Origin of the sequence: Halomonas sp. DP5Y7-2 (assembly GCF_019802025.1) — a bacterium.
Lineage (GTDB): Bacteria > Pseudomonadota > Gammaproteobacteria > Pseudomonadales > Halomonadaceae > Halomonas > Halomonas litopenaei_A.
This window is the reverse complement of the sequence record NZ_JAHVHY010000006.1, coordinates 194,931-218,279: the sequence shown is the minus strand read 5'-3', so window position 1 is coordinate 218,279 and position 23,349 is coordinate 194,931. Positions and strand designations below refer to the sequence as shown.

Below are 23,349 nucleotides of genomic sequence, written 5' to 3'. Positions count from 1 at the left end.
CCGGCGTTACCTCAACTGGAACTCGAGACGCTGGCGCGCCCGGCGCAGGCCGGAGGCGGTCTCGAACTGCCAGCCTGCAATGGCTTGCCGTGCGGCGTCCTCAAACACTCTTCGCGGACTGGCATCGACCACCTGAATGCTGCCGCGATCGACGCTGCCGTCGGAACGAATAATGAACTGCATGACCACGTAACCTTCGAGTCCCCGACGCTGCGCCCGACGCGGATACTCCGGCGGCACCTTGCGCGTGGCACGGGCTGACGTCCCCACATCGACCGGCTCATTGGACGCGGGCGCTGCTGCCCCGGCCCCCGCGCTGGCGGCACTGCCGCTGCCGCTGGACGCCTGGGTGGGCGAAGGCGAAGGTGCCGGGGTCGCCACCGGCTGCGGTGTTGGCTCGGGGCGAGGTTGGGGCTCAGGCTGAGGCTCTGGTCGCGGCTGCGGCTTGGGCTCCGGCGGCGTTTCTGTCAGCTCCGGCAAGCGACTGTCCAGGGTCTGGACCTCCCGCTTGGGCGGCACCACTTCCGGGTCCGGCAAGCGTATTTCGCTGACTGCCGATTGCGCCGGCGCAGGGGGCGCTGGTGCGGCCTGCACCGGGGGCGGCGGCGGTGGCGCTGCCGACGATGCCGCTGATGACTCCGCCGGCGCCTCTGCCTGGGGTGCCACCGGCTCGGCCAGCGACAGCGTGATCTCTTCTCTCAGCTCAGGCTCCGACTCCGGCGGCAACACCAGGAGTGCCAGCAGCGCAAACAGTGCCAGCGTCAACAGGCCTCCCGCGATCAGGGCTCCCACTCGCCTCATGCGTCGGAGCTCCTCTCCGCCGCTACCGCGACCTTGTCCACGCCAGCATCACGCAAACGGTCCATGGTCTCGATCAGCACACCGGTCGCCGCGTTACGATCCGCCTGTATCACCACGGAACCGTCATCAGACAGCATGCCGGCCACTGTCGTGCCTACACGGTGAATATCCACGGGCTGCCCATCGACCCAGAGGGCTCCCTCCGGAGTAATGGCCACCAGCACCTGCACGTCAGGCCTTGCCGACGCGGCCGATGACTCTGGCCTTTCGATCTCGACACCACTCTCCTTGATGAAGCTGGTGGTGACGATGAAGAAGATCAGCATGATGAAGACCACATCCAGCATGGGGGTCAGATTGACCTCGCTGGATTCTTCGGCGCCGGCGGACAGTCGACGTCTACGCATGTGCGTCCTCCGCGGCACGGGCCAGGCGATCATGCAACCGCTGATCCTCGCGCCGGATAATATGTTCGAGTCGTGTGATAAACAGCAGGCCGACCACGGACACCGCCATGCCGGTCAACGTCGGGAGCGTCGCTCTCGCCACCCCATCCGCCATGGCTCGGGCCTGATTGCTGTCCGCCAGGGACAGGCTGTCGAACACCGTGATCATGCCGGTCACCGTGCCAAGAAGGCCCAGCAGCGGGCAGATCACCACCAGCAGCTTGAGCCAGGGCAGCGGTCCACGCAGACGCCGAATCAACTCCGTCACCCAGGTCTCACGCAGGGTGCGAGCGCTCCAGCTGACATGATCATGACGTTCTACCCAGCGCCGCATCAGCGCGGCCCGCGCGGGGCGATAGTGAAAGCGGAAAAACCACCAGCGCTCGAGCCCGACCGAAAACAGCAGCATGGCGACCACGGCGATACCCACCAGCACTGGCCCACCGGCGTCGACTAGCCAATAAAGGGGCTCAAGCCAGGGGTGAGTCGGCATGCTGCCTGCTTCCTTGCTGCTGTGTGGAGGTCCCACTCACCGGCGCCGCGCGAGTTTCCAGACGGTCAGCCAACACGGCACTGGCCTTTCCTTCCATCGTGCCGATCAGCGAGCGTGAACGTGACGACAGCGCAGTGTGGGCAAACAGCAGAGGCACCGCAGTGATCAAGCCCAGCACGGTGGTCACCAGCGCCTGGCTGATACCCCCCGCCATCAGCTGGGGATCTCCAGTACCAAACACCGTGATTGACTGGAACGTCACGATCATCCCCGTCACCGTACCCAGCAGGCCGAGCAACGGGGCCACCGCCGCCAGCATCTTGACCAGCGCTTGGCCGCGCTCCAGGCGAGGTTGTTCCGCCAGCAGACACTCGTCCAGGCGCGCCTCCAGCGCCTCGGGCGCATGATCTGCACCAAAGGCGTGGAAACGGGACAGCACGCGCCCGAGCGGGTTGTCGGAGCGCAGGCTTTCCATGCTGGAGAGCTGACGTCGAGTCGTCACGCTGACCCTCAGCAGATAGAGGTACTGGCCAACCGCTACCAGCAGCCCCAGCACGCCAAGCGCCACGACCACATAGCCGACCGCTCCGCCCTGGTGGAAGCGCTCAACCAGGCTGGGCTGTCGCGACAGTGCCTCGACAACGCGACCGTCAGCAGGGTCGACGGGCAGGTTGGCGGACTCCCCGGCCTGGTAGGCGGTCAGTGCTTTACGCACCGCCGTCGGCGTGTGCTCCACCGCCGCCAGGCGACCCTCTTCGCCAACCCGTTCCAGCAGCTCGCCCTGAGAAAATGCCATCAGATCACCCACCCGGGTCACCGGACGACTGGCGACCTCGCCATTGGATGCCGCCACCGGCGCTTCTATCTGACGCACCTTGGCAGTCTCTGCGGTCATGCCCATCAGGCTATCGGCAAGCGCCTCGATATGCTGGACGGTGAGAATCGCCTCATCGTCGAGACGCGGCGGCAACGCTGTCTCGGCACCTAACGTCAGCCAGCTCTGGCCCAGCTCATCTCGTAGCTCGCCAGTGGCACCTGCCACCGCGGAAAATACCGCGGTCAAGTCTCCTCCCTCGGCGTCTCGCGCGGCGGAGATCTCGTCCAACGCAGCGCGAGTCTCGGCCATGTCGGACTCCAGCCTCTCGCGTTCGGCGCGGGCGGCGTCGCGGCGCTGCTGCGCGTCCGCAAGAGCGGCGGCAAGCGCCTCGCTGTCATCTACGAGCCCAGCCAGGCGCTCTCGATCACGTGCCTCTGCGGCCTCACGCTCTAGCTTGAACGTGGCGAGCGGCAGCTCGCCGACTTGCGTCTGTTCACTATTCTGCTGCGCCTGGCCATTATCCTGCTGTGCTTGCTCATTATTCTGCTGCGCAGTCGCCGCCAGCGAGACGGTCGACAACAGCGTCGCCACCAACGCTGTGCGGCACCATGCCATGGACGGGCGGGACACGACTCCCCCCGCATTGCGGGTGTGGGCGTCGCCATGACGAGAGCCATTCATCGGAGAGAACATCAGTTGGCCTCCTCGCCTAATTGTGACAGGGGAAGTTCGAGCAAGTCCGGGGCACGCTGATCACGAACAATCTGCATTCCCTTCTCGACCTGATCGCGCTGCGCGGCGCTCAAAGGCTGCCACTCGCCCTGCTGCCACACGCCGCCCTCATGGCCGTCAGGCGTCAGGTAGTACCAGCCGACCCGCCCCAGACGCAGATAGTCCACCTCGCGACGACTATCTGCCTGCTCAAGGGTGCCGCGCCATGCATCCAGCTCGCGCCCATAGGCCAATTCGGCCTGCCAGGCCGCGACCACCCGCTCCAGCTTTTCAGCGCTAGACAGCTGTGGACTCGACAGACTGTTCTCGAGTGATGTCACCCGGGCGCTACGCTCGCTGTGCAGAAAGGGAATGTCTTGCTCTACCCATCGGTCCAGACGCTCGGTCATCTCGCTGAGCACACCCGGCAAGGCTTCTCTGGTCGCCGACATGGTGGCCATGCCCGCCCGGCGCTCGTCCAGGGTAGTGGCCAACCGCTCGAGCTGGGGCGCCAGCGAATCGTTGTAAGCCGCCAGACGCTCCGCTTCCTGTTCGGCCTGACGCAGCTCGGCGATGCGTTCGCGAACCGTTTCGTCGGCAGCGTCGATACGCTGCTGCAGTTCGGCCTGAGTGCGCTGCGCCTCCAAGGCCTCACCATCGCCACTGGCCTGCTCTGACTGCGCCCATGCTGCCCCACTCACGCCGAGCCCCACCATCAACGCCACTGCGCTGACCGCCGCTCGCCCTGAGCTTGCCGTGCCGACATTGAGCCATGCCCGCAGATCTGTCTTCGCCATTCCTCGGCCTCCGCCATACCGTCTCGCTCGCCGCATCCCGGTCGGATCGACGTGCCGCGTCAAATGCAGAGACAGTACCCGAAACACGAATAGTTATCAATGCGAGACAAGGACATACCCCGCTTCCCCCTGACCAGATGCCCCTCCAGCCCAGTACCGTCGGCGCATCAATCGCCAAACTCCATCCCCTGGAGTTGCGGTGCTGCACAGCCTAGGCCGAGCCTGCAGACATCCGGCAAGCCTCCAGGAGCGCTGCCGGCTGTCCTGTCGTCCCCGCAGGAGCCTCGGGTACAGCAGGCCACGCGATCTGCCCCCGCTGCTGAGCCCGTCCCCTGCTGCGGCGCCAGCGCCAAAAAAAACGCCGCGGCCCAATGGCCGCGGCGTCGTACCAGGCGCACAGAAAGTGCGCTTACAGCTTGCTGTCGAGCTCCGGAATCGCTTCGAACAGATCCGCCACCAAGCCGTAGTCGGCGACCTGGAAGATGGGGGCTTCCTCATCCTTGTTGATCGCCACAATGACCTTGGAATCTTTCATCCCCGCCAGGTGCTGAATGGCGCCACTGATGCCTACGGCAATGTACAGATCCGGCGCGACAATCTTGCCGGTCTGGCCGACCTGCATGTCATTGGGGACAAAGCCCGCATCCACGGCCGCACGCGAGGCACCGATGGCAGCACCCAGCTTGTCGGCAACGCTATCGAGAATCTTGAAGTTCTCGCCGCTTCCCATACCGCGGCCGCCGGAGACGACCACTCGTGCGGCACCCAGCTCGGGACGGTCGCTCTTGGCCAGCTCCTCGCCGACAAAGCTCGACAGTGCGTTATCGACAGCGGCGTCGACTGCTTCCACGCTGGCACTGCCTTCCTGCGCCACAGCGTCGAAGGCGGTGGAACGAACGGTAATCACCTTCAGCGCGTCGCCGCTCTGGACGGTCGCGATCGCGTTGCCTGCGTAGATCGGGCGCTTGAAGGTATCGGCGCTTTCCACCGCGATGATCTCGGAGATCTGCGCAACGTCCTTCAATGCCGCCAAGCGTGGCAGCACGTTCTTGCCGGTGGTGGAGGCCGCCGCCAGAACGTGACTGTAATCATCCGCCAGGGAGACCAACAGGTCCGCCAGAGGCTCGGCCAGCTGATGGGCAAAGACCTCGCTGTCGGCGACCCGCACCCGCGCCACGCCGTCCAGCTTGGCCGCTGCCTCGGCAATACTGCCCAGATCCCGACCCGCCACCAGCACATCGATGTCGCCACCGATGGCCTGAGCAGCAGCAACCACGTGGGCGGTGGCGTCAGCCAGCTGACCGTCATGATGTTCTGCGAGAACCAGGATGCTCATGCAATCACCTTCGCTTCGTTCTTCAGTTTGTCGACCAGCTCATCCACGGAGCCTACCTTGACACCGCCCTGGCGCTCGGCCGGCGGCTCGACCTTGAGCAGGGTAAGCCCGCTGGCCACCTCGACTCCGAGCTCTGCCGGGGTCAGCACGTCCAGGGGCTTCTTCTTCGCCTTCATGATGTCAGGCAACTTGGCGTAGCGCGGCTCGTTCAGGCGCAGGTCGGTCGTCATGACGGCCGGCAGCTTGAGCGCAACGGTCTGCAGTCCGCCGTCAATCTCGCGCACCACCTTCAGTGTCTCACCGTCCACTTCCACCGCGGACGCGAAGGTACCCTGAGGCATGCCCGTCAGGGCCGCCAGCATCTGGCCGGTCTGGTTGTTGTCGGAATCGATGGCCTGCTTGCCAAGAATCACCAGCTGCGGCGCCTCCTTCTCGACCACCTTGGCCAGCGCCTTGGCGGCGCCCAGGGATTCCACTCGCTCGTCGCTCTCGACGTGAATGGCACGGTCAGCTCCCAACGCCAAGGCGGTGCGAAGCTGCTCCTGGGCCGCCTTGGGACCAACGGTCACCGCCACGACTTCGGTCGCTACGCCCTGCTCCTTGAGTCGGACGGCCTCTTCCACGGCGATTTCGCAGAAAGGATTCATGGCCATCTTGACGTTGGTCAGGTCCACATCACTGCCGTCCGGCTTGACGCGAATCTTGACGTTGTAATCAATGACGCGTTTGACCGCGACGAGTACTTTCATGTCGTCCTCACTTGGTTCACTGGGGAACCCTGAATAAAAGGAAGGAATCCTCAAGAAAACGCTGGCACGGTGTGTCGCCCCCGACGGAGCCGCCACGCTCGCCGACATACAGCACGGCCGAGCACCAGGCGCTGCCCTGACCCCGACGCCGTTGGGGCACTCCCCGCTACCGACGCTTCCTCTGCACACTTGAGCGCTACACCGGCGAGCCGACTATCTATCGACTCACCCTTCGACGTCTTGCATCAAGCCGCCGATTCAAGAACATTTCGCTATGCACTCATGGAGTTAGCGCATAACGCAACACCCTGGGCAGCATCCGCTACCTGCCTGACACAGCGCTGCCGGGTCCTCTCCCACCGTCGTCGTGGCCCACCAACAACCTCGCTCCAGCGCGCCAACGCCTTTCATTCCGGCGTCTGCGTGGACTCGGCCCCGAGGTCGCGGCGCTTCACGCAAGCGTTTGATAGGGCCTGCAGCGGCTCCTTCAATGTGCCACAGCCCGGCCGTGCGCAACAATCCCCAGCAAGGCACCCTGCGCTGTGCCAACAGTCGACCATCGTAAGGATGACCTGACGACGCTATTATGCCTATCATGAGTTATACCGTGAAGCAAACGACCGTTTAAAATCTGTAAGACGTTGGTGGCAGCCGGCGTCTTCCTGAGGAGGAAAGCACCAGATGTCAGAACAAGTAGAACGCGACACCATGGAGTTTGATGTGGTCATCGTTGGCGCCGGCCCCTCTGGCCTCGCCGCCGCATGCCGCTTGATGCAGCAAGCCAATGAGGCAGAGCAGGAACTTACGGTGTGCGTTGTCGAGAAAGGCTCAGAGGTCGGCGCTCATATTCTTTCCGGTGCAGTGCTCGAGCCCCGCGCCCTGTTTGAACTGTTCCCCGACTGGGAGGAGCGCGGCGCTCCGCTGTCCACTCCAGCCACCCGCGATGAAGTCTACTTGCTCAAGGACGCCGAGAAGGCCCAGAAACTGCCCAACGCGCTGGTGCCTAAGTCCATGCACAACACCGGTGGCGACCTGACCCGCTATGTCATCAGCGCCGGCAATCTTTGCCGCTGGCTGGCGGAGCAAGCCGAATCACTGGGCGTGGAAATCTTCCCCGGCTTCGCCGCACAGGACGCCATCGTCGAGGATGGTGTGGTCCGCGGCATTCTTATTGGCGATATGGGGGTCGCCGCAGACGGCAGCGAAAAAGGCGGCTACATGCCCGGCATGGAACTGCGGGCCAAGTACACGCTGTTTGCAGAGGGCGCACGGGGCCACATTGGTAAACGCCTGATTCGCGAGTTCCAGCTTGATGCCGGCAAGGACCCCCAGCACTACGGCATTGGCCTGAAGGAGCTGTGGGATGTGCCCGCCGAGCAGCACCAACCCGGCCTCGTCCTGCATGGCTCTGGCTGGCCTCTCGACAAGGACAGTCATGGCGGCTGGTTCCTCTACCACGCCGAGAATCAGCAGGTCGTCGTCGGCCTGATCATGGACCTGGGATACCAGAACCCTTACCTCTCGCCCTTCGATGAATTCCAGCGCATGAAGCACCATCCCGTGCTGAGCCAACATCTGCAGGGAGGCAAGCGAGTGGCCTACGGCGCCCGCGCGATTGCCAAGGGCGGGCTCAACTGCCTGCCCAAGATGACCTTCCCGGGTGGTCTATTGATCGGTTGCGACGCCGGCACCCTGAACTTCGCCAAGATCAAGGGCATCCATACCGCCATGAAGTCCGGCCTGGTGGCGGCCGAAAGCGTCTTTGACGCCCTGGCACAGGCCTCTGAAGGTGGCGACGAGCTGAGCACTTTCGAGCACCGCTGGCAGGACAGCTGGGCCTACAAGGAGCTCGAGCAAAGCGCCAGCTTTGGCCCCGCCATTCACAAGTATGGCACCGTCGGCGGCGGCGCCTACAACTTCGTTGATCAGCTTCTTGGCGGCAAGCTTCCACGCGTGCATGACACCACGCCGGATCACGCTGCACTCAAGCCGGCGAGTCAGTTCGAGAAGATCGACTACCCCAAGCCGGATGGCAAGCTGTCCTTCGACAAATCGTCCTCGGTGTTCCTCTCCAACACCAATCACGAGGAAGACCAGCCCTGCCACCTGCGCCTGACCGACCCGGCCATTCCGATTCACAAGAATCTCCCCGAGTACGCCGAGCCCGCACAGCGCTACTGCCCGGCCGGTGTCTACGAAGTGGTCGAAGGTGAAGACGGCAGCCCACGCTTCCAGATCAACTTCCAGAACTGCGTGCACTGCAAGACCTGTGACATCAAGGATCCTGCCCAGAACATTACCTGGGTCGCCCCAGAGGGCGGCGGTGGGCCCAACTACCCGAATATGTGACGCTCGGCTTAGGCGGCACTGCAAGACATCAGCGGACGGGCAAACCCCGTCCGCTTTTTTGTTTCGTGACAAGACATTAACGTCATAACAAATCGGTCTATTGGAACGCTTGCCAAGCGCTTGGCGGCACTCAATAGTGTGCCCCCGCTCATCTGGGCCAGACGCCCTCAACGCTGAGCCAGAGCCACCTCTGTAGACGACTGGCTTGCTCGCCACTCGGGGGCTGAGCCCCAACTCGAACCTCTTCACCGGGAGATAGCATGGCCCATACCCGTCAAATACTGCTGGCCCTGATCCTCGGGATCGTGGCCGGCGGTGGTATCAATCTGTTCATTCCTGAGCTCGCGGCGGCGCTGGATACCCAGCTGCTGACCCCCTTGGGCCAGATCTTCCTGCGCCTGCTGCAGTTCATCGTGGTACCTCTGGTCTTCTGCGCTCTGGTACTGAGCTTCACCCAGGTGGATCGCAGCGAGAACGTTGGCCGCTACGCCGGCAAACTGCTGCTGCTTTACGTTGTCACCAGCGCCGTCGCTCTGGCCATCGGCATGGGGGTCGCCGCCTGGCTGACACCTGGCCTCGGCGTCGACGGCGCCGGCTCTGCCAGCATCGAGGCAAGGGACCCAACGCCCCTCGCCCAATGGCTTGTGGGCCTGGTACCGAAAAATCCCTTCGAAGCTCTGGCCCAGGCCAACCTGCTGCAGATCATCCTAGCAGCGGCCATGGTTGGCATTGCTGCACGCCAGCTACCGGAGCAGAGCCGGCCCTTGATCGACGTGCTGCAGAGCGGCTACGACATCACCCTGAAGATCCTGTCGATGGTGCTGCGCCTGGCCCCGATCGGGGTGTTTGCCTTGATCGCCTCGGTGGTGGCGACCCAAGGCTTCGACCTGCTATTGAAACTGGGGCTTTACGTCATCGGTCTGCTTGCGGCCATTGCGGCCATGGCGGTCTTCTATCTGGCGCTGCTGGCCGTTGCCGGAGCGCGCCCCTTGGCCTACCTGCGCCACTTCGGCGAGGCGCTGAGCTTCGCCCTGGGTACGGCAAGTTCCAATGCCACCCTACCCATCGCCCTCAACAACGCCAGAGATTACGGCGCACCCAGTCAGCTGAGCGCCTTTGCCCTACCCTTCGGCACGGCGCTCAAGCGTGATGGTGCTGCGGTGCTGCAAGGCTTCAACGCGCTGTTCGTTGCCCAGCTGTTCGGAGTCGACATCACGCTTACGCTGGCGGCCACAATCTTTGCGACCGGCCTGCTGGTGTCATTCTCCACCGCCGGAGTGCCCGGTGCTGGCCTGGTCGCCATGAGCACGGTGCTGTCTGCCGCAGGCTTGCCGCTGGAGGGCGTTGCGGTCGTGGCCGGCGTGGACCGCTTTACCGATGGCTTCCGCACCGCCTTGAACGTGATGGGGAACACCGCCAACGCCATGCTGCTGGCGCGACTAGAACGGCGCCCTGGCGACGAGGTACCGGCCAGTTCAGCCCCCCGGTCGCCCTCCTCCTGACACCCTCCTACTGACGCCCTCGCCTGCCCCGTCAGCGCTCACCATCCCACGTCAGTCCGGCGATGGTGATGCTGACGGGCCTACCTCGGCGGGCAGCGCCGGATCGCTGCTCCACTCGCTCCAGGAACCGACATAGAGCCGGGGCAGCGGACGTCCGGCAAGCCGATAGGCCAGCAGGTTATGACAGGCGGTCACCCCAGAACCGCAATAGGCGACGATGCTATCGGCCTGGGGCAATTCGCGGTCGAGCGCCTCGGCCGGCTTGAAGCGTCCATGTTCGTCCAGATTCAGGCTGCAGGGCCGGCTGACGGCGCCGGGTATGTGGCCCGCGCGGGGATCCAGCGGCTCCACTTCACCGCGAAACCGCTCTCCTGCCCTGGCATCCACCTTCAGCACCTCGCTTGCCACCAGCTCATTCAGGGAGACGATGCCGCTGGTGTCGAACTCAGGCTGCCAGCTCGACGGCTCCCGCGGAGCAGCCTCGCCAACCTCCCAGTCCCCGGCAATCTCTTCCCAGGCGCCCAGGCCGCCATCCAGCAGCCTGACATGGGGGTGACCCGCCCATATCGACAGCATCCACCAGGCCCGTGCAGCGGCCAGCTGACCGGAGGTGTCATCCACCACTACCAGCGGCTGCTGTGGCGATACCCCGAGCCGCTGCAGGGAGGCGGCAAAATCGCTTTGGGTGGGCAGCGGGTGCCGCCCGCCAGGACCGTCGGCCGGACCGGATAGATCACGGTCCAGGTCGAGATGCAGGCTACCCGGCACGTGGGCCTGTCGCCACAACGCCGCGCCAGCCAGGGGATCTCCAAGCCGAACCCGACAGTCCAGCACGAGCGGCGGTGTCTCGCTTTCCAGCGCCTGGCGCAGGGTCTCCGCATCGATCAATGGATGCACCATGGCGAACTCCGTTTCGACAAAGGAACCGACAGCATAGGCGTTGCCGTCCATAACGCCAACGTCACAGGCTAGCGTCACCCTTGGAAGACGGCGCTCAGGCGGGATGGCCCAGCCGCTCGATGGGGGCACGGCGAGCGATCAGTCGGCGCTTGCCGGCGTGGTCAAAACGCACTTCGATGACCGGATTGGCAGGATCTCCCTCGACGACGGCGACCTCGCCGTCACCAAAGACCCCATGGCGAACACGCTCACCGACACGATACTCGCCGTCAGCGCGGGCCCGCTCCGCCGCGGAGAGCGTCAGGCTCTGACCGATTGCCGCCAGGTAGCGCTGGATCAGAGCCGGCGCCGCCACCTTGAGAGGCTCCGACGGTGCCGGCGGCGCTTCACTGGTGCCAGCATACAGAGCCTCGGCCACCGCGCTGGCGTCCTGGCAGGCGCTTTCCTGAATGAAACGACTCGGCCGGTGGTCGCCACCATCATGCAACACGACCAGCCGCTCGATGGCGCGGGTAATGGCGACGTAGTACAGGCGACGCTCTTCCTCGAGTCGTTGAGGCGATAGCGGGTTGTCGCGACTGTAGTGCGGGAAGTCTTCTTCATTGACGGAGCCGACGATCACCAACGGCCATTCCAGTCCTTTGGCGCCATGCACGGTATTGATCAGCACGCCCTGTTCCTGGTTTTCCACCGGTCGTCGCAACAGCTCGATGAAGGTGGCGACGTCCTTGACCTCGCGCGCTTGCTCGATCAGCACGTCGAGCAGGCGCACGTCCTCCTCGCCCTTGTCACGTCGCGATGCGGCTCGCTTGAGCACCTTTTCGGCCTCGACTTCGGCGACAACGTGCTCCAGCAGCGCATCCGCACTCAGGCGCGACAGTCGAGGCAGCTCGCACAGCAGCGCCCAGCGACGCTTCAGCGTGCGCTTCTGATGAGGTTTGAGCCGCTCAAGCAAAGCATCGCCCGGCCCCGGCCAAGCCTGAGTCTCGGCCAGGCGATGTACCAGCGAGGACAGCACCTCCCGGGGCACAAAGCAGGTCGGCTGGGCGAACATCGGCATCAACGCGGCAGGATCGCGCAGCTGCTCCGGCCACAGGGCAAGGGATAGATAACCGGCCAGGGCCTCGACCAACGGAAGCCGAAAGACGAACCGGTCTTCACGGGCCAGGCGAAAGGGAATGCCTTCTCGCAACAGCGCCAGCTGCAAAGGCACCGACAGGGTCCAGCTGCGCACCAGCAGGCAGGCATCGCTGAGACAGCGGCCCTGCTGCTGCCACGCCGCCAGTGTCTCCAGAAAGGCACTCGCGCCTCGGGCCACCGACAGGCTAGTCTGCGGCGTGCTGGGCCCGGCAATACACAGCTGATCCGCCCCCCGGCCATTGCCGGCAATGGCATGATTGGCGGCCAGGGCCAGGGCATGACCATGACGAAAGGTGGTGGACAGCGGGTAGTCGGTCGCCGCGCCAAATACCTGGGTAAAGTTATCGAGCATGGCGTCGGGATGCGCCCCTCGCCACTCATAGATGCACTGGTTGGCATCCCCCACGGCCATGACATCTGCCCGGGCACCGGCGAGCACTGCCAGCAACCGCTGCTGGGCGGCATTGATGTCCTGGTATTCATCAATGATGACGTGGTCGAGAAACCCCTGCACGCGGCGACGCAGCCCCTCGTCTCCTTCCAGTGCCAGCAAGGGACGGAACAGCAGATCCGAGTAGGTCATGACGCCATTGTCGGCCATCAGGGTTTCGAGACAGTGAAAGGCACTGACAAAATGGCGGGTTCCATCGCCAAGCTCGAGTCGCTCATACAGTAACTGGGGCTCGATGACCTCGGCCTTGGCCAGCGCGCAGAAATGCGCCAGCTCCTCGATGCGATCTGGCTCCAGCGCCGCGTCGCGGTCTTCGTCGACGTCTTCCAGGGCCTGAAGGGTCGCTTGACGTAACAGCCGCTCCTGCTGCCAGTCGGCGGTCAGCAGTTCCCGTCGAGGCAAGGCGCCCCAGCGCACCAGACTGGACGTCAGTCGATGGCCGAGGGAATGGAAGGTACGCACCTCGGGCAACTCGATACCCGCCGGCGCCATCGCGGCCAAGCGCTGCTGGAAGTCTTCCCGCGCGGCTCGGTTGAACATCAGCACCATCATGCGCCGAGCCTGGGCGCCACCGGCCAGCAGGTGCAACACCCTGGCGACCAGCGTGGTGGTCTTGCCGGCACCGGCGACCGCCGCCACCCTGGCATGACCGCGCTGATGTGACACCACGGCCTGCTGCTCCGGGGTTAGCGTCGACCACAGCGTGCCCGCTTGAGCGTCCGCGGAAGAAGAGGGAAACCTATCACCAACAGCAGACATCAGCGCGACTCGCCCTCCAGCCGCCCCAACGGCTGCCAGACACCCTCACTATGGATGCCCAGATCCGCCTCCTTCACCTCAGCAAGCTCCACCAGCCGATAGAACACGTTGCGTCCGAGACGGGCACTCAGTCCGAACGGCAGTCCCACCTCTGGCACCCACTCCCCCATGGGCGTGGTGGTCAGGGTCAGCCGCGCCGCTTTCCCCAGACTCACACGCTCGCCCACATTGGTCGTCAGCCACCAGCATGGGTCGACATAGTCGGCATCCACCACGACGAACGCCGTGTCCTCCACCCGTATTCGCCACTTCTCGACCGGAGTGACCAGATAGTACTGACCGTCTGACTCACGCCGTAGGATGCGTGCAAAGAGCCTGACCAGCTCAGGACGCTCGATATCACGGCCTTCGTGCACCCAACGACCATCACGGGCGATGACCAGATCCATCTCGCCGCTGAGCGCGGGAGCCCACTCGTCCAGCGGCGGACGCTCGCCAAATTCGGCAATGCCTTGGAGGATGTGATCCAGTCGCATGAACGTGTTCTCCCTAACGCCTACTCGATAAAAACAGGCGGCTACTCAATGAAGACAGTCGCCTACTCGATAAACACAGGCGGCTACTCATTGAAGACGGCCAGCTATTCGACGAAGCCAGCATCACGTAAGGCCTGCTTGATTTCCTCCGGCGCCTCGGGGGCTGCCGCAGGAAACAGACGATAGAAGTTGGCGGTGGTCTGCATGGCCACCTCCTCGACACTGATCCCCCGCTCGTCGGCGATACACTGGGCCACTTCGACCACCCAGGCCGGTTCATTAGGCTTGCCGCGGTGTGGCACCGGAGCCAGATAAGGACTGTCGGTCTCGATCAAAAGACGATCGAGAGGAACCCGGCGGGCCACCTCTTTCACCTGCTTGGCGTTGCGGAAGGTGACGATCCCTGACAGCGAGATGTAGAACCCCAGCCGCACGGCTTCCCTGGCCATATCCAGGTCTTCAGTGAAGCAGTGGAGCACCCCACCTACCGAGGGGTCGCTATGCTCGCGCATCAGGGCCAGCGTTTCCTCCCGCGCCTCACGCGTATGAATCACGATCGGCAGAGATAGCTCGGTCGCCGCCTTGAGATGACGAATAAAACGCTCTCGCTGCACATCGACCGGTACGCTGTCGTAATGATAGTCGAGGCCGGACTCGCCGATCGCGACCGCTTGATGCGCCTTGGCGCAGGCAACGATATCGGCAACCGTGGGCTCGTGCTCGACCGAATGCAGCGGATGCACGCCTACCGACATGACGACGTCAGCATGCCGGGCCCGAATGGCGGCAAGATTCTGCGCTCCCTCAAGGGTCACACTGATCGCCAGGAACTGCTGCACACCACGCTGACGCGCCGCCTCCAGGGCGGCGTCGAGATCTCCTCCGTGGGTATCCTCGGAAAGGCGATCGAGATGGCAATGGGAATCTATGAACATCGGAATCTCTTGTCGGACACTGACAGCAGGCGGGGATCACCCGACCAGGTGAGCGCCGCCTGCTCGGCAAAGTGATATCAACGCACGTTAACGCCGTTCAGGAGCGCAACAGGGCAGCCCAGCGCACCAGCCAGGCTTCGAGCACCAGTTGGGGATTGGGGTTGCCCCCCTCGGCCAGCAGCCGACGCTGCTCACGGGCGTAATCTAGCAGGCGAAACCAGTCCCGGACCCGGGCATTCTTGACGGCCTGCCGATACAGCGGCGCCAGATCCGGGTTGCGCAGCTCCGCGGCTTCACCGGAAAGGCCGAGACGAATCAAGTCCTCGAGCCAGGCGATACCGTACCACAGGATGGCATCGATGGCCTGGCGGTCCAGGCGTGCCGCCTCGGCCACCGGCTCGGCGCCTCGCACCAGGGCATCAAAGGTTTCATGCAGCTGCTGGCGCAGGCTACGTGACCCTGGCTCGGCCAGCTCACGGGCGGCCAGCGGCAAGCCTCCGGCCGCGCGAAACCAGAAACGCGCTTCCTCGTCGGAGCCAAGCTCACGGGACAACCATGGCAGGCATTCGTCCAACGCGGGGGGCTTCAAGCTCCACTGCTGGCAGCGAGAACGAATGGTCGGCAACAAATGGGACGGCATATCGGACACCAGCACGAACAGGGTGTCCTCACCCGGCTCCTCGAGGCTTTTCAGCAATGCGTTTGAGGCGGCCACGTTCATCGCCTCTGCAGGACGAATCTCGATCACCCGACGCCCGCCTTGCTGGGCCGTCTGCGAGACGAAGGCATTGACCTGACGAATCGGGTCGATGCGGATCATTCGCTTGCCCTCGTCAGGCGTCACGCGCAGCAGGTCAGGATGGTAGCCTGCCGCCAGCATATGACAGCCGTGACAATGGCCGCAGGCCGTCTCGCCAGGTGCAGCACAAAGAGCACGGGCGATAAGCGCTTCTGCCAGGGTCTGCTTGCCAAGCCCACGAGGTCCCGACAGCAGCACGGCGTGGGGCAGCCTTGCGCTGTCCATCAGCCTCACCAACTCCTGCCAGCGGGGCATCAGCCACGGCATTGGCTCGGCCATGGCATGCCTTACGTCCATTGCTGCACTCGCTCGTCCAGCACCAGGCGGATACGCTGCTGGACCGTGTCCAGACTGCCGTCGGCGTCAATGGTCGCCACCCGCCGTGAATCCTGCTCAGCCCGCGCGAGATAGGCCAGGCGCACCCGCTCAAAAAAGTCGCGCTGCTCCTGTTCAAAGCGATCGCGCGAGGTCTTGGTGCGATCCAGCCGCGCCGCAAGGCGCTGCTCGGCGACCTCTAACGGCATATCGAGCAGCAGCGTCAGGTCGGGAGTCAGCTCCGCCTGCACCAGCCGCTCAAGCAGCGCAATACGTTCAAAGGACAGCCCTCGACCTCCACCTTGATAGGCAAAGGTGGCATCGGTAAAGCGATCGCAGACCACCCAGGCACCCCGCGCCAGCGCCGGACGTATCCGCTGAGCGAGGTGCTGCGCCCTGGCGGCGAATACCAGCAGCAGCTCGGCATCGCTGTCCAGGGGTTCCTCGGCGGCCGCCAGCAGCAGCTCACGTATGGCTTCGGCCCGCGGCGTGCCGCCGGGCTCTCGGGTCTGCACCACCTCGATACCGCGCGCCTCGAGCTCGGCAACCACGAAGGAGACGTTGGTGGACTTGCCGACCCCCTCTCCTCCTTCCAGGGTGATGAAACGACCGCGCGGCAACCCGGCCTTTTCTTGCTTGTCGTGAGTCATGAAGCACCGTAGTGGAAACAGGGGATCAACCCATGGCGCTATCGTCAGCGGCCACGAATGTAACGGTTGACGGCGTTGTTGTGTTCGCGAAGGGTCCGCGAGAAATGATGCGTGCCATCCCCTTTCGCCACGAAATACAGGGTCTCGCCCTCGGCCGGATGCACCGCTGCCTCAATGGCGGCACGCCCTGGAAGCGCAATGGGCGTCGGCGGCAGGCCATCGATGACATAGGTGTTGTAAGGGGTGGCTTCACGCAGATCGGCACGGGTGATGTTGCCCTCATAGCGCTCTCCCATGCCGTAGATGACCGTGGGGTCCGTCTGCAGCCGCATACCGCGCTCCATCCGTCGCTTGAACACGCCAGCGATCTCGCGACGTTCCTCGGGAGCACCGGTCTCGCGCTCGATCAACGATGCCATGATCAACGCCTCATACGGCGTCGCCAGCGGCAGGTCGTCGTCGCGCTCGGCCCAGGCGCCGGCTAGCAGGTCATCCATCTGTTTCATGGCCTGACGCAGGATTTCCAGGTCAGACACTCCCTTGTGATAGGTGTAGGTGTCTGGAAAGAAGCGCCCTTCAGGGTGATCACCCTCTCGCCCAAGCTCTGCCATGAGGTCATCGCTGGACATGTCGGTCGTCAGGTGGGCCAGCTTTTCGGCACCGTCGAGAGCGTCGCGCATCTGCTGAAAGGTCCAGCCTTCCGGAATCGTCACGCTATAGGTCACGACGTCGGCGCTGGCCAGTTTATCCAGCACCTGCATGCCGCTCATGCCCGGCTCCAGCAGATATTCGCCGACCTTGAGCGACGGCACGCGATCGGGCTCGATCCGAGTCAGCAACTTGAAGGCCCAGGCATCGGCCAGCACGCCCTGCTGTTCAAGCTCACTCACCACGCGGTTGAATCCGTCGCCGGGAGAGACCTCGTACAGCATGGGCTGGTCCAGCGTAATCTCGGCCCCAAGGCGCTGCTGCCAGTACTGATAACCACCAAACATCGCGGCGGCACCCAGCACCACAAGAATCAACAGAGCTTTCAGCGCTGTGCGCATGATCATTCCTTATCAGGTTGCGCCGATTCGACGCAGGTCAACATCCGTTGGCACCGCATGAGGGGGAAGCGGAGGGACAGCCAGCGGCATCTCAGTAACCCAACAGGGCGTGCGCCTGCTGCTGAAACTGGCAGCTACCGGACGGCGTGACCGTCCACCGCGATAGTTGCCGCCCTTGGCTGTCACACAGCTGCTTGACCGGCCAGACACCCTGGACGCTGTTGCCCACCCACAGCGACGCTCCCGCCTGTAGTTGATCGACGTCCAGCGGCGCCTCGCTGACCGCTCCGGCCGTGATCAAGGCCTGGCGCAGCGTGCCCGCCACGCCGCAACGATCGAGTGGCGGCGTCACCACAGGAGCCTCTTCAGACGCTCGCAAGAACACATTCATGGCGGTCGCTTCCACTACCGCGCCATGCTCATCCAGCATCAGACCCTCAGCGATCTCGGTGTCGTGCCATTCATTGCGTGCCAGGACATTCTCCAGACGCGCCAAGTGCTTGATGCCCGCCAGCGCCGGCTGTGCGGCCAGCCGCAGCCGGCAGAGGCGCACCTGCACGCCCTCGTGCCAACGCCGGGCGTCCGGCGTGAATGAAGACCAGGTCGACACCAGGCGCGGACTCACCGACGGGGGAGGCGCATAGCCTCGGCCACCGCTACCGCGGGTATACACCAGCTTGAGCACCCCCAAGCCCGGACCGCAACATGCCAGGCTGTCGATCAGCTCGACCGACCCCGGAGGCGGCAGACTCAGCGCTCGACACCCTCGCAGCAACCGATCCACGTGCTCGGCCCACAGAAGCGGCCGGCCATCACGCACCAGAATCGTCTCGAACAGGCCGTCACCATAAGCAAGCCCCCGATCGCTCAGGGGCAGCACGGGCTCTTCCATTACACCTTCTTGAACACCAGGGTGCCGTTGGTGCCGCCGAACCCAAAGGAGTTGGACAGCGTGACATCCACCTTGGCATCGCGAGCGGTGTGCGGAACGTAATCCAGCACGCAGCCTTCCTGGGGGTTGTCCAGGTTGATGGTCGGCGGCAGCGCCTGATCACGGATCGCCAGGATGCTGAAGACGGCCTCTACGGCACCGGCGGCCCCCAGCAGATGACCGATCATCGACTTGGTGGAACTGACGGCCACCTGATTGGCCGCCGCACCCATGACCTTCTCGACCGCGCGACTCTCGGCAAGGTCACCGGCAGGCGTCGAGGTACCGTGAGCGTTCACGTAGTTGATCTCGGAGGCATCGATACCGGCATCCTTGATGGCGTTGGCCATGGAGGCCGCCGCACCACGACCATCTTCCGGTGGCAACGTCATATGGTAGGCGTCATCACTCATGCCGAAACCGATCAGCTCCGCGTAGATGGTGGCGCCACGGGCCTTGGCATGCTCGTACTCTTCCAGAACCACCACGCCAGCGCCGTCGGAGAGCACAAAGCCATCGCGATCCTTGTCCCAGGGGCGGCTTGCCGACTGGGGATCGTCGTTGCGCGTCGACAGCGCACGAGCGGCCGAGAAACCACCAAGACCCAGCGGCGTGGTCGCCATCTCGGCGCCACCACAGACCATCACATCGGCATCGCCGTAGGCAATCGTGCGGGCACTGTAGCCGATGTTGTGAGTGCCGGTGGTGCAGGCCGTGGTGATGGCAATATTGGGACCGCGGAAGCCGTGCTGAATCGCCAGGTTGCCGGAGATCATGTTGATGATGGACCCCGGCACGAAGAACGGCGAGATACGCCGGGCGCCACTCTTGTTCAGCGCGTTGTGATTGTGCTCGATCATTGGCAAGCCGCCAATGCCCGAGCCGATGGCTACACCGATGCGGTCGGCATTTTCGTCGGTGCACTCGATGCCCGCATCCTCAATCGCCTGAGCGCCTGCCGCAATCCCGTACTGGATGAACAGGTCCATCTTCCTGGCATCCTTGGGATTGAGATAGGGGCTGATGTCGAAGTTCTTCACCGAGCCGCCAAAGCGGGTATTGAAGCCGCTGACATCGAAGTGCTCGATGGGCGCGATACCGCTCTTGCCGGACAGAATGCTGTCCCAGCTTTCCTTGACGGTGTTGCCCACCGGCGTGACCAGACCAAGGCCGGTCACCACTACCCTTCTGCGAGCCATCAGCTTTCCTCCAGACTTCCTTGAAATTGCGGCCCTGCCCTCAGGGGACCGTCGGTTGCGCGCATTATACCCGAGACAGATGCCACTGTGCTCCCCCCGGCAACCTGGTTCGGGGCTACCTGGCCGACCACGCAAAAGCCGCCCTGGAATAACCAGAGCGGCTCATGGGGGAGTCGACTCCCCGGCCTTTCAGCAAGCGGACATGTCCGCCACCGCAAGACCGACTCGACGTATCGAGACGGGCTTACTGGTTGGCGTTGACGTAGTCGATCGCTTCCTGAACGGTGGTAATTTTCTCGGCTTCTTCGTCAGGAATTTCGGTGTCGAATTCCTCTTCCAGCGCCATCACCAGCTCAACGGTGTCCAGGGAATCAGCGCCCAGGTCCTCGGTGAAGGAAGATGAGTTCTGAATATCTTCTTCCTTGACGTTCAGGCGCTCTGCTACAACTTTCTTCACGCGCTCTTCGATGGTGCTCATTTAGACATACTCCAGTCGTTCACGTTAGCCGTTCTGATGACCAGCTGGTTAATTCCGCAACTAAACTGCGGGGTAGTTTATAGACCCCTTGGGGTCGACGCAACACACGCAGAGCGTGCATTTAACGCATGTTCATGCCGCCATTGACGTGCAGGGTTTCACCAGTGATATAGCCTGCGCCCTCACTGGTCAAGAAGCCTACCGCAGCAGCGATCTCTTCGGGTTTGCCCAGACGAGCCAATGGCACCTGCCCCTTGAGCTTGTCCTGCTGCTCGTCAGACAGTGCATCGGTCATGTCAGTGGCAATGAAGCCCGGCGCCACGGCGTTGACCGTGATATCCCGAGATGCCACTTCGCGCGCCAGGGCGCGAGTAAACCCTTCCATGCCAGCCTTCGCGGCAGCATAGTTGCTTTGACCGGCGTTGCCCATGGTGGCCACCACGGAGCTGATCGACACGATACGCCCCCAGCGAGCCTTGCTCATGCCGCGCAGGCAGGCCTTGCTGAGACGATAGACGGACTTCAGGTTGGCATCCAGCACGCCGTCCCACTCATCCTCTTTCATGCGCATCAGCAGGTTGTCACGGGTGATGCCAGCATTATTGATCAGAATCGTCGGCGCACCGAATTCGTCATTGATGGACTTCATCAGTGCTTCGATGCTGGCCATGTCGGTCACGTCCAGGCGGCGGCCCGCCCCCTGAATGCCCTGCTCCTTGAGGTCCGCGTCGATGCGGTCTGCACCAGCATCAGACGTGGCGGTGCCAATCACAATGCGACCCTGCCGACCCAGCTCGTGGGCAATGGCTCGGCCAATCCCGCGACTGGCTCCGGTGATCAGGGCGACTCTAGGCTCGGTTGTCATGGTCACTTCCATTGCTTGGTCATTGCTGCCCGGCTTCTTGCCGGGCCAAAAGGCGACGCGTCAGGGCGTCAGCCACCGTCAAACCGCGGGCACCTCACGCGCCAGCTCAAGCGCCGCAGCAAGGCTATCGGGGTCATTCACCGCCAGCCCACGCGTACCGCGAGAAATGCGCTTGTTCAGCCCTGTCAGCACCTTGCCAGGCCCGCACTCGATAAAGACGTCAGCGCCATCCGCCACCATCTTCTCGACACAGGAGACCCAGCGCACCGGCTGATACAGCTGCTCGACCAGCCGTGTGCGCAGCGTCGCCACGTCCGCGTGAGCCTGCGCGTCCACGTTCTGGATCACGGTATAGCGGGGCGCCTTCAACTCGACCTCGGCCAAGGCCTGCTCGAGCTTCTCGGCCGCAGGGCGCATCAAGGCACAGTGAGACGGCACGGATACCGGCAGCGGCATAGCGCGCTTTGCCCCAGCCTCCTGACACGCCGCAATGGCACGCTCTACGGCCGCCTTGCTGCCCGCAATCACCACCTGACCGGGTGCATTGTAGTTGACCGCCGAGACCACGTCGCCTTCAGCGGCGGACGCACAGGCCTGCTCTACCGCAGCGTCGTCCAGCCCAAGTATGGCCGCCATGGCGCCCTGCCCCGCAGGCACCGCCTGCTGCATGGCCTCGCCGCGCAGACGCACGAGACGAATACCTTCTGCAAACGGCAGCGCTCCAGCGCACACCATGGCGCTGTACTCGCCGAGACTGTGGCCAGCCATGGCACCGGGGCGAGGCCCTTCAAGCTCCTGCCAGACACGCCAGATGGCCACGCTGGATGCCAGCAGCGCTGGCTGCGTGCATGCCGTTGCATTCAGCGACTCTTCCGGCCCCTCCTGGACCACCTGCCAAAGGTCATAGCCCAGTGCCTCGGAGGCTTCCTCGAAGGTGGTTCTCACCACGCTGTAGCGTTCGGCGAGATCGCGCAGCATGCCGATCTGTTGCGACCCCTGCCCAGGGAAGATGAGGGCAAGCGGTTGTGTCATCTTGATCACCTATGCTCTTGTTGGCTGCCGCCCGGCACCACGCCCACCCTCAGCGGGTGCGCGTCCGTGCCAAACGACGATGGTCGAGCTCGGCGTGCAGCCGGCTCGGCAAGTCACGGCGCACCTCCTGAGACGCGCGTCTCAGGGCGTAGTGAAAGCCCTGGGCGTCACAGCTGCCATGACTCTTGATCACGATCCCGGCCAGCCCAAGCAGACTGGCGCCATTGTAGCGAACGGGATCCAGTTCGCTCTTCAATCGTTTAAGGGCTGGGCGCGCCAGCAGTCCCACCAGGCGACTACCCCAGTGCGCCTCGAAGGTGGCTTGAACGCGCCTTACCAGCATCTTGGCCAGCCCTTCGCTGGCCTTGAGCAGCACATTGCCGACAAAGCCATCGCAGACCACGACGTCTGCCTCGCCGGCAAACACGCCATCGCCCTCGATAAACCCCAGATAGTTGAGCCCAGGCTGCTGTCGCAGCATGGCATCAGCGTCCTGGACCACGGCAGAACCCTTCGTGGATTCAACGCCGACATTCAACAGCGCGATCCTCGGGGCGACCAGGCCATCGACGTGGCGGGCCATAATATCGCCCATTAGGGCAAAGTCCACCAATCGCTCTGCCGAAACATCGACATTGGCACCCAGGTCAAGCAAATAACAGCGACCGTCATCCCGCGTCGGAATGGCGGTGCTGATGGCAGGCCTCGGGACGCCGGGCACCATTCCCAGCGCTCGGCGCGACAGCGCCATCAGAGCGCCGGTGTTGCCCGGACTCACCCCAACCGCTGCATCACCTGCTGCGACACTCTCCAGCATACGCGCCATGCTCGAACGGCCACCGCTTCGCAGCGCCTGGGAGGCGCGCATGTCGGCGGCGATGACGTCTGGGGCATCACAGAGGTGCAAATGCGACGCCGCCGCGACCAGAGGCCGCGGCAGGCGTGAGATCTCATCTTCCAACAGGGCCTTGGGGCCAAACAGCTGGATATCGATCTGGGGGTCTTCGATGACAGCGCTGGCCGCGCCTGCCACGGTGGCGCGAGGACCTTTGTCCCCACCCATGGCATCAACGGCGATCCGCATTACGGCGGCCAGCGAGTATCAGCCGTTGTCGACTTATACGTCGACAACCTTGCGACCACGGTAGAAGCCGTCCGGAGACACGTGGTGACGCAGGTGAGTAGTACCAGTTTCCTTGTCCTGGGACAGGGTCGGCGCGCTCAGGGCGTCGTGGCTACGACGCATGCCGCGCTTGGAACGAGTCTTACGGTTCTGTTGAACTGCCATGGGAAATCACTCCACAAAATA

The 23,349-nt window shown here is 63.8% G+C and carries 23 protein-coding genes; 2 read left to right on the top strand and 21 right to left on the bottom strand.

Annotated elements, in window-relative coordinates:
• Window positions 1-6 precede the first annotated feature (6 nt).
• The 7 genes from KUW18_RS13180 to KUW18_RS13150 form a co-directional block, all read right to left on the bottom strand.
• Complete coding sequence (locus KUW18_RS13180; RefSeq protein WP_222561605.1) at window positions 7-801, bottom strand: energy transducer TonB; 795 nt, start codon at window positions 799-801, stop codon at window positions 7-9.
• Window positions 798-1,208 carry an ExbD/TolR family protein gene (locus tag KUW18_RS13175; protein WP_206937467.1) on the bottom strand — a complete coding sequence of 137 codons (411 nt, stop codon included), beginning with the start codon at window positions 1,206-1,208 and terminating at the stop codon, window positions 798-800. The genes KUW18_RS13180 and KUW18_RS13175 overlap by 4 nt, the downstream gene beginning before the upstream one ends.
• Complete coding sequence (locus KUW18_RS13170; RefSeq protein ID WP_206937464.1) at window positions 1,201-1,740, bottom strand: MotA/TolQ/ExbB proton channel family protein; 540 nt, start codon at window positions 1,738-1,740, stop codon at window positions 1,201-1,203. Before KUW18_RS13170 ends, KUW18_RS13175 begins: the two co-directional genes overlap by 8 nt.
• Entirely contained in the window at window positions 1,718-3,250 is a 1,533-nt protein-coding gene (locus KUW18_RS13165; RefSeq protein WP_261396672.1) for a MotA/TolQ/ExbB proton channel family protein, read from the bottom strand. The genes KUW18_RS13170 and KUW18_RS13165 overlap by 23 nt, the downstream gene beginning before the upstream one ends.
• On the bottom strand, window positions 3,250-4,065 hold the full coding sequence (locus KUW18_RS13160) for a DUF3450 domain-containing protein (RefSeq protein WP_242520552.1): 816 nt from the start codon (window positions 4,063-4,065) through the stop codon (window positions 3,250-3,252). Before KUW18_RS13160 ends, KUW18_RS13165 begins: the two co-directional genes overlap by 1 nt.
• A 409-nt stretch (window positions 4,066-4,474) precedes the next feature.
• The gene (locus tag KUW18_RS13155) at window positions 4,475-5,401 is read right to left on the bottom strand and encodes an electron transfer flavoprotein subunit alpha/FixB family protein (RefSeq protein ID WP_222561604.1); all 927 of its coding nucleotides are present in this window, start codon (window positions 5,399-5,401) and stop codon (window positions 4,475-4,477) included.
• Complete coding sequence (locus KUW18_RS13150) at window positions 5,398-6,150, bottom strand: electron transfer flavoprotein subunit beta/FixA family protein (protein ID WP_222561603.1); 753 nt, start codon at window positions 6,148-6,150, stop codon at window positions 5,398-5,400. The genes KUW18_RS13155 and KUW18_RS13150 overlap by 4 nt, the downstream gene beginning before the upstream one ends.
• 681 nt (window positions 6,151-6,831) lie before the next feature.
• Between KUW18_RS13150 and KUW18_RS13145 the strand changes: the two genes are divergently transcribed.
• Together KUW18_RS13145 and KUW18_RS13140 are read left to right on the top strand one after the other, a co-directional pair.
• Entirely contained in the window at window positions 6,832-8,499 is a 1,668-nt protein-coding gene (locus KUW18_RS13145; protein WP_222485493.1) for an electron transfer flavoprotein-ubiquinone oxidoreductase, read from the top strand.
• 260 nt (window positions 8,500-8,759) lie between these two features.
• On the top strand, window positions 8,760-10,001 hold the full coding sequence (locus KUW18_RS13140) for a dicarboxylate/amino acid:cation symporter (RefSeq protein WP_222485495.1): 1,242 nt from the start codon (window positions 8,760-8,762) through the stop codon (window positions 9,999-10,001).
• 51 nt (window positions 10,002-10,052) lie between these two features.
• On the opposite strand, the gene KUW18_RS13135 is transcribed toward KUW18_RS13140, so the two are convergent.
• The 14 genes from KUW18_RS13135 to rpmF all read right to left on the bottom strand — a co-directional run bounded on the left by KUW18_RS13135 (window position 10,053) and on the right by rpmF (window position 23,328).
• Entirely contained in the window at window positions 10,053-10,901 is an 849-nt protein-coding gene (locus KUW18_RS13135) for a sulfurtransferase (protein WP_222561602.1), read from the bottom strand.
• 94 nt (window positions 10,902-10,995) lie between these two features.
• A complete protein-coding gene (locus KUW18_RS13130; RefSeq protein ID WP_222561601.1) occupies window positions 10,996-13,251 on the bottom strand; it encodes an ATP-dependent helicase in 2,256 nt (751 codons plus the stop codon).
• Window positions 13,251-13,787, bottom strand: coding sequence for a DUF1285 domain-containing protein (locus tag KUW18_RS13125; protein ID WP_222561600.1), 537 nt, complete (start codon window positions 13,785-13,787; stop codon window positions 13,251-13,253). Before KUW18_RS13125 ends, KUW18_RS13130 begins: the two co-directional genes overlap by 1 nt.
• A gap of 104 nt (window positions 13,788-13,891) precedes the next feature.
• Complete coding sequence (locus KUW18_RS13120; protein ID WP_206937443.1) at window positions 13,892-14,722, bottom strand: TatD family hydrolase; 831 nt, start codon at window positions 14,720-14,722, stop codon at window positions 13,892-13,894.
• A gap of 97 nt (window positions 14,723-14,819) precedes the next feature.
• Window positions 14,820-15,818 carry a DNA polymerase III subunit delta' gene (locus KUW18_RS13115; protein ID WP_261317433.1) on the bottom strand — a complete coding sequence of 333 codons (999 nt, stop codon included), beginning with the start codon at window positions 15,816-15,818 and terminating at the stop codon, window positions 14,820-14,822.
• Window positions 15,809-16,486: a dTMP kinase gene (gene tmk / locus KUW18_RS13110; protein ID WP_222238169.1), complete on the bottom strand. Its 678-nt coding sequence runs from the start codon at window positions 16,484-16,486 to the stop codon at window positions 15,809-15,811. The genes KUW18_RS13115 and tmk overlap by 10 nt, the downstream gene beginning before the upstream one ends.
• Before the next feature lie 44 nt (window positions 16,487-16,530).
• Window positions 16,531-17,535, bottom strand: coding sequence for an endolytic transglycosylase MltG (mltG, locus tag KUW18_RS13105; protein ID WP_222163036.1), 1,005 nt, complete (start codon window positions 17,533-17,535; stop codon window positions 16,531-16,533).
• A 91-nt stretch (window positions 17,536-17,626) separates the two neighbouring features.
• Window positions 17,627-18,427 (bottom strand): aminodeoxychorismate lyase, encoded by an 801-nt coding sequence (gene pabC / locus KUW18_RS13100; protein WP_222561599.1) that lies wholly within the window; start codon window positions 18,425-18,427, stop codon window positions 17,627-17,629.
• Window positions 18,427-19,665, bottom strand: coding sequence for a beta-ketoacyl-ACP synthase II (gene fabF / locus KUW18_RS13095; protein WP_222238167.1), 1,239 nt, complete (start codon window positions 19,663-19,665; stop codon window positions 18,427-18,429). The genes pabC and fabF overlap by 1 nt, the downstream gene beginning before the upstream one ends.
• Before the next feature lie 244 nt (window positions 19,666-19,909).
• Window positions 19,910-20,143, bottom strand: coding sequence for an acyl carrier protein (acpP, locus tag KUW18_RS13090; RefSeq protein WP_021820799.1), 234 nt, complete (start codon window positions 20,141-20,143; stop codon window positions 19,910-19,912).
• Window positions 20,144-20,264: 121 nt separating this feature from the next.
• Window positions 20,265-21,008 carry a 3-oxoacyl-ACP reductase FabG gene (gene fabG, locus KUW18_RS13085; RefSeq protein WP_206937425.1) on the bottom strand — a complete coding sequence of 248 codons (744 nt, stop codon included), beginning with the start codon at window positions 21,006-21,008 and terminating at the stop codon, window positions 20,265-20,267.
• A gap of 78 nt (window positions 21,009-21,086) precedes the next feature.
• Window positions 21,087-22,040: an ACP S-malonyltransferase gene (gene fabD / locus KUW18_RS13080; RefSeq protein ID WP_222238166.1), complete on the bottom strand. Its 954-nt coding sequence runs from the start codon at window positions 22,038-22,040 to the stop codon at window positions 21,087-21,089.
• Between the two features lie 49 nt (window positions 22,041-22,089).
• On the bottom strand, window positions 22,090-23,124 hold the full coding sequence (plsX, locus tag KUW18_RS13075) for a phosphate acyltransferase PlsX (RefSeq protein WP_222561598.1): 1,035 nt from the start codon (window positions 23,122-23,124) through the stop codon (window positions 22,090-22,092).
• Between the two features lie 33 nt (window positions 23,125-23,157).
• Entirely contained in the window at window positions 23,158-23,328 is a 171-nt protein-coding gene (gene rpmF / locus KUW18_RS13070; RefSeq protein WP_010627954.1) for a 50S ribosomal protein L32, read from the bottom strand.
• Window positions 23,329-23,349 lie beyond the last annotated feature (21 nt).

Coding starts and splice junctions, on each gene's coding strand:
- KUW18_RS13125 (WP_222561600.1), bottom strand. CDS start 13,787: ATGCGACTGGATCACATCCTCCAAGGCATTGCCGAATTTGGCGAGCGT.
- KUW18_RS13115 (WP_261317433.1), bottom strand. CDS start 15,818: ATGGACGTAAGGCATGCCATGGCCGAGCCAATGCCGTGGCTGATGCCC.
- KUW18_RS13165 (WP_261396672.1), bottom strand. CDS start 3,250: ATGTTCTCTCCGATGAATGGCTCTCGTCATGGCGACGCCCACACCCGC.
- fabF (WP_222238167.1), bottom strand. CDS start 19,665: ATGGCTCGCAGAAGGGTAGTGGTGACCGGCCTTGGTCTGGTCACGCCG.
- KUW18_RS13175 (WP_206937467.1), bottom strand. CDS start 1,208: ATGCGTAGACGTCGACTGTCCGCCGGCGCCGAAGAATCCAGCGAGGTC.
- tmk (WP_222238169.1), bottom strand. CDS start 16,486: ATGACTCACGACAAGCAAGAAAAGGCCGGGTTGCCGCGCGGTCGTTTC.
- KUW18_RS13120 (WP_206937443.1), bottom strand. CDS start 14,722: ATGTTCATAGATTCCCATTGCCATCTCGATCGCCTTTCCGAGGATACC.
- KUW18_RS13170 (WP_206937464.1), bottom strand. CDS start 1,740: ATGCCGACTCACCCCTGGCTTGAGCCCCTTTATTGGCTAGTCGACGCC.
- KUW18_RS13140 (WP_222485495.1), top strand. CDS start 8,760: ATGGCCCATACCCGTCAAATACTGCTGGCCCTGATCCTCGGGATCGTG.
- KUW18_RS13135 (WP_222561602.1), bottom strand. CDS start 10,901: ATGGTGCATCCATTGATCGATGCGGAGACCCTGCGCCAGGCGCTGGAA.
- KUW18_RS13130 (WP_222561601.1), bottom strand. CDS start 13,251: ATGTCTGCTGTTGGTGATAGGTTTCCCTCTTCTTCCGCGGACGCTCAA.
- KUW18_RS13150 (WP_222561603.1), bottom strand. CDS start 6,150: ATGAAAGTACTCGTCGCGGTCAAACGCGTCATTGATTACAACGTCAAG.
- mltG (WP_222163036.1), bottom strand. CDS start 17,535: ATGCGCACAGCGCTGAAAGCTCTGTTGATTCTTGTGGTGCTGGGTGCC.
- rpmF (WP_010627954.1), bottom strand. CDS start 23,328: ATGGCAGTTCAACAGAACCGTAAGACTCGTTCCAAGCGCGGCATGCGT.
- KUW18_RS13145 (WP_222485493.1), top strand. CDS start 6,832: ATGTCAGAACAAGTAGAACGCGACACCATGGAGTTTGATGTGGTCATC.
- fabD (WP_222238166.1), bottom strand. CDS start 22,040: ATGACACAACCGCTTGCCCTCATCTTCCCTGGGCAGGGGTCGCAACAG.
- KUW18_RS13180 (WP_222561605.1), bottom strand. CDS start 801: ATGAGGCGAGTGGGAGCCCTGATCGCGGGAGGCCTGTTGACGCTGGCA.
- KUW18_RS13155 (WP_222561604.1), bottom strand. CDS start 5,401: ATGAGCATCCTGGTTCTCGCAGAACATCATGACGGTCAGCTGGCTGAC.
- acpP (WP_021820799.1), bottom strand. CDS start 20,143: ATGAGCACCATCGAAGAGCGCGTGAAGAAAGTTGTAGCAGAGCGCCTG.
- KUW18_RS13160 (WP_242520552.1), bottom strand. CDS start 4,065: ATGGCGAAGACAGATCTGCGGGCATGGCTCAATGTCGGCACGGCAAGC.
- plsX (WP_222561598.1), bottom strand. CDS start 23,124: ATGCGGATCGCCGTTGATGCCATGGGTGGGGACAAAGGTCCTCGCGCC.
- fabG (WP_206937425.1), bottom strand. CDS start 21,008: ATGACAACCGAGCCTAGAGTCGCCCTGATCACCGGAGCCAGTCGCGGG.
- pabC (WP_222561599.1), bottom strand. CDS start 18,427: ATGGAAGAGCCCGTGCTGCCCCTGAGCGATCGGGGGCTTGCTTATGGT.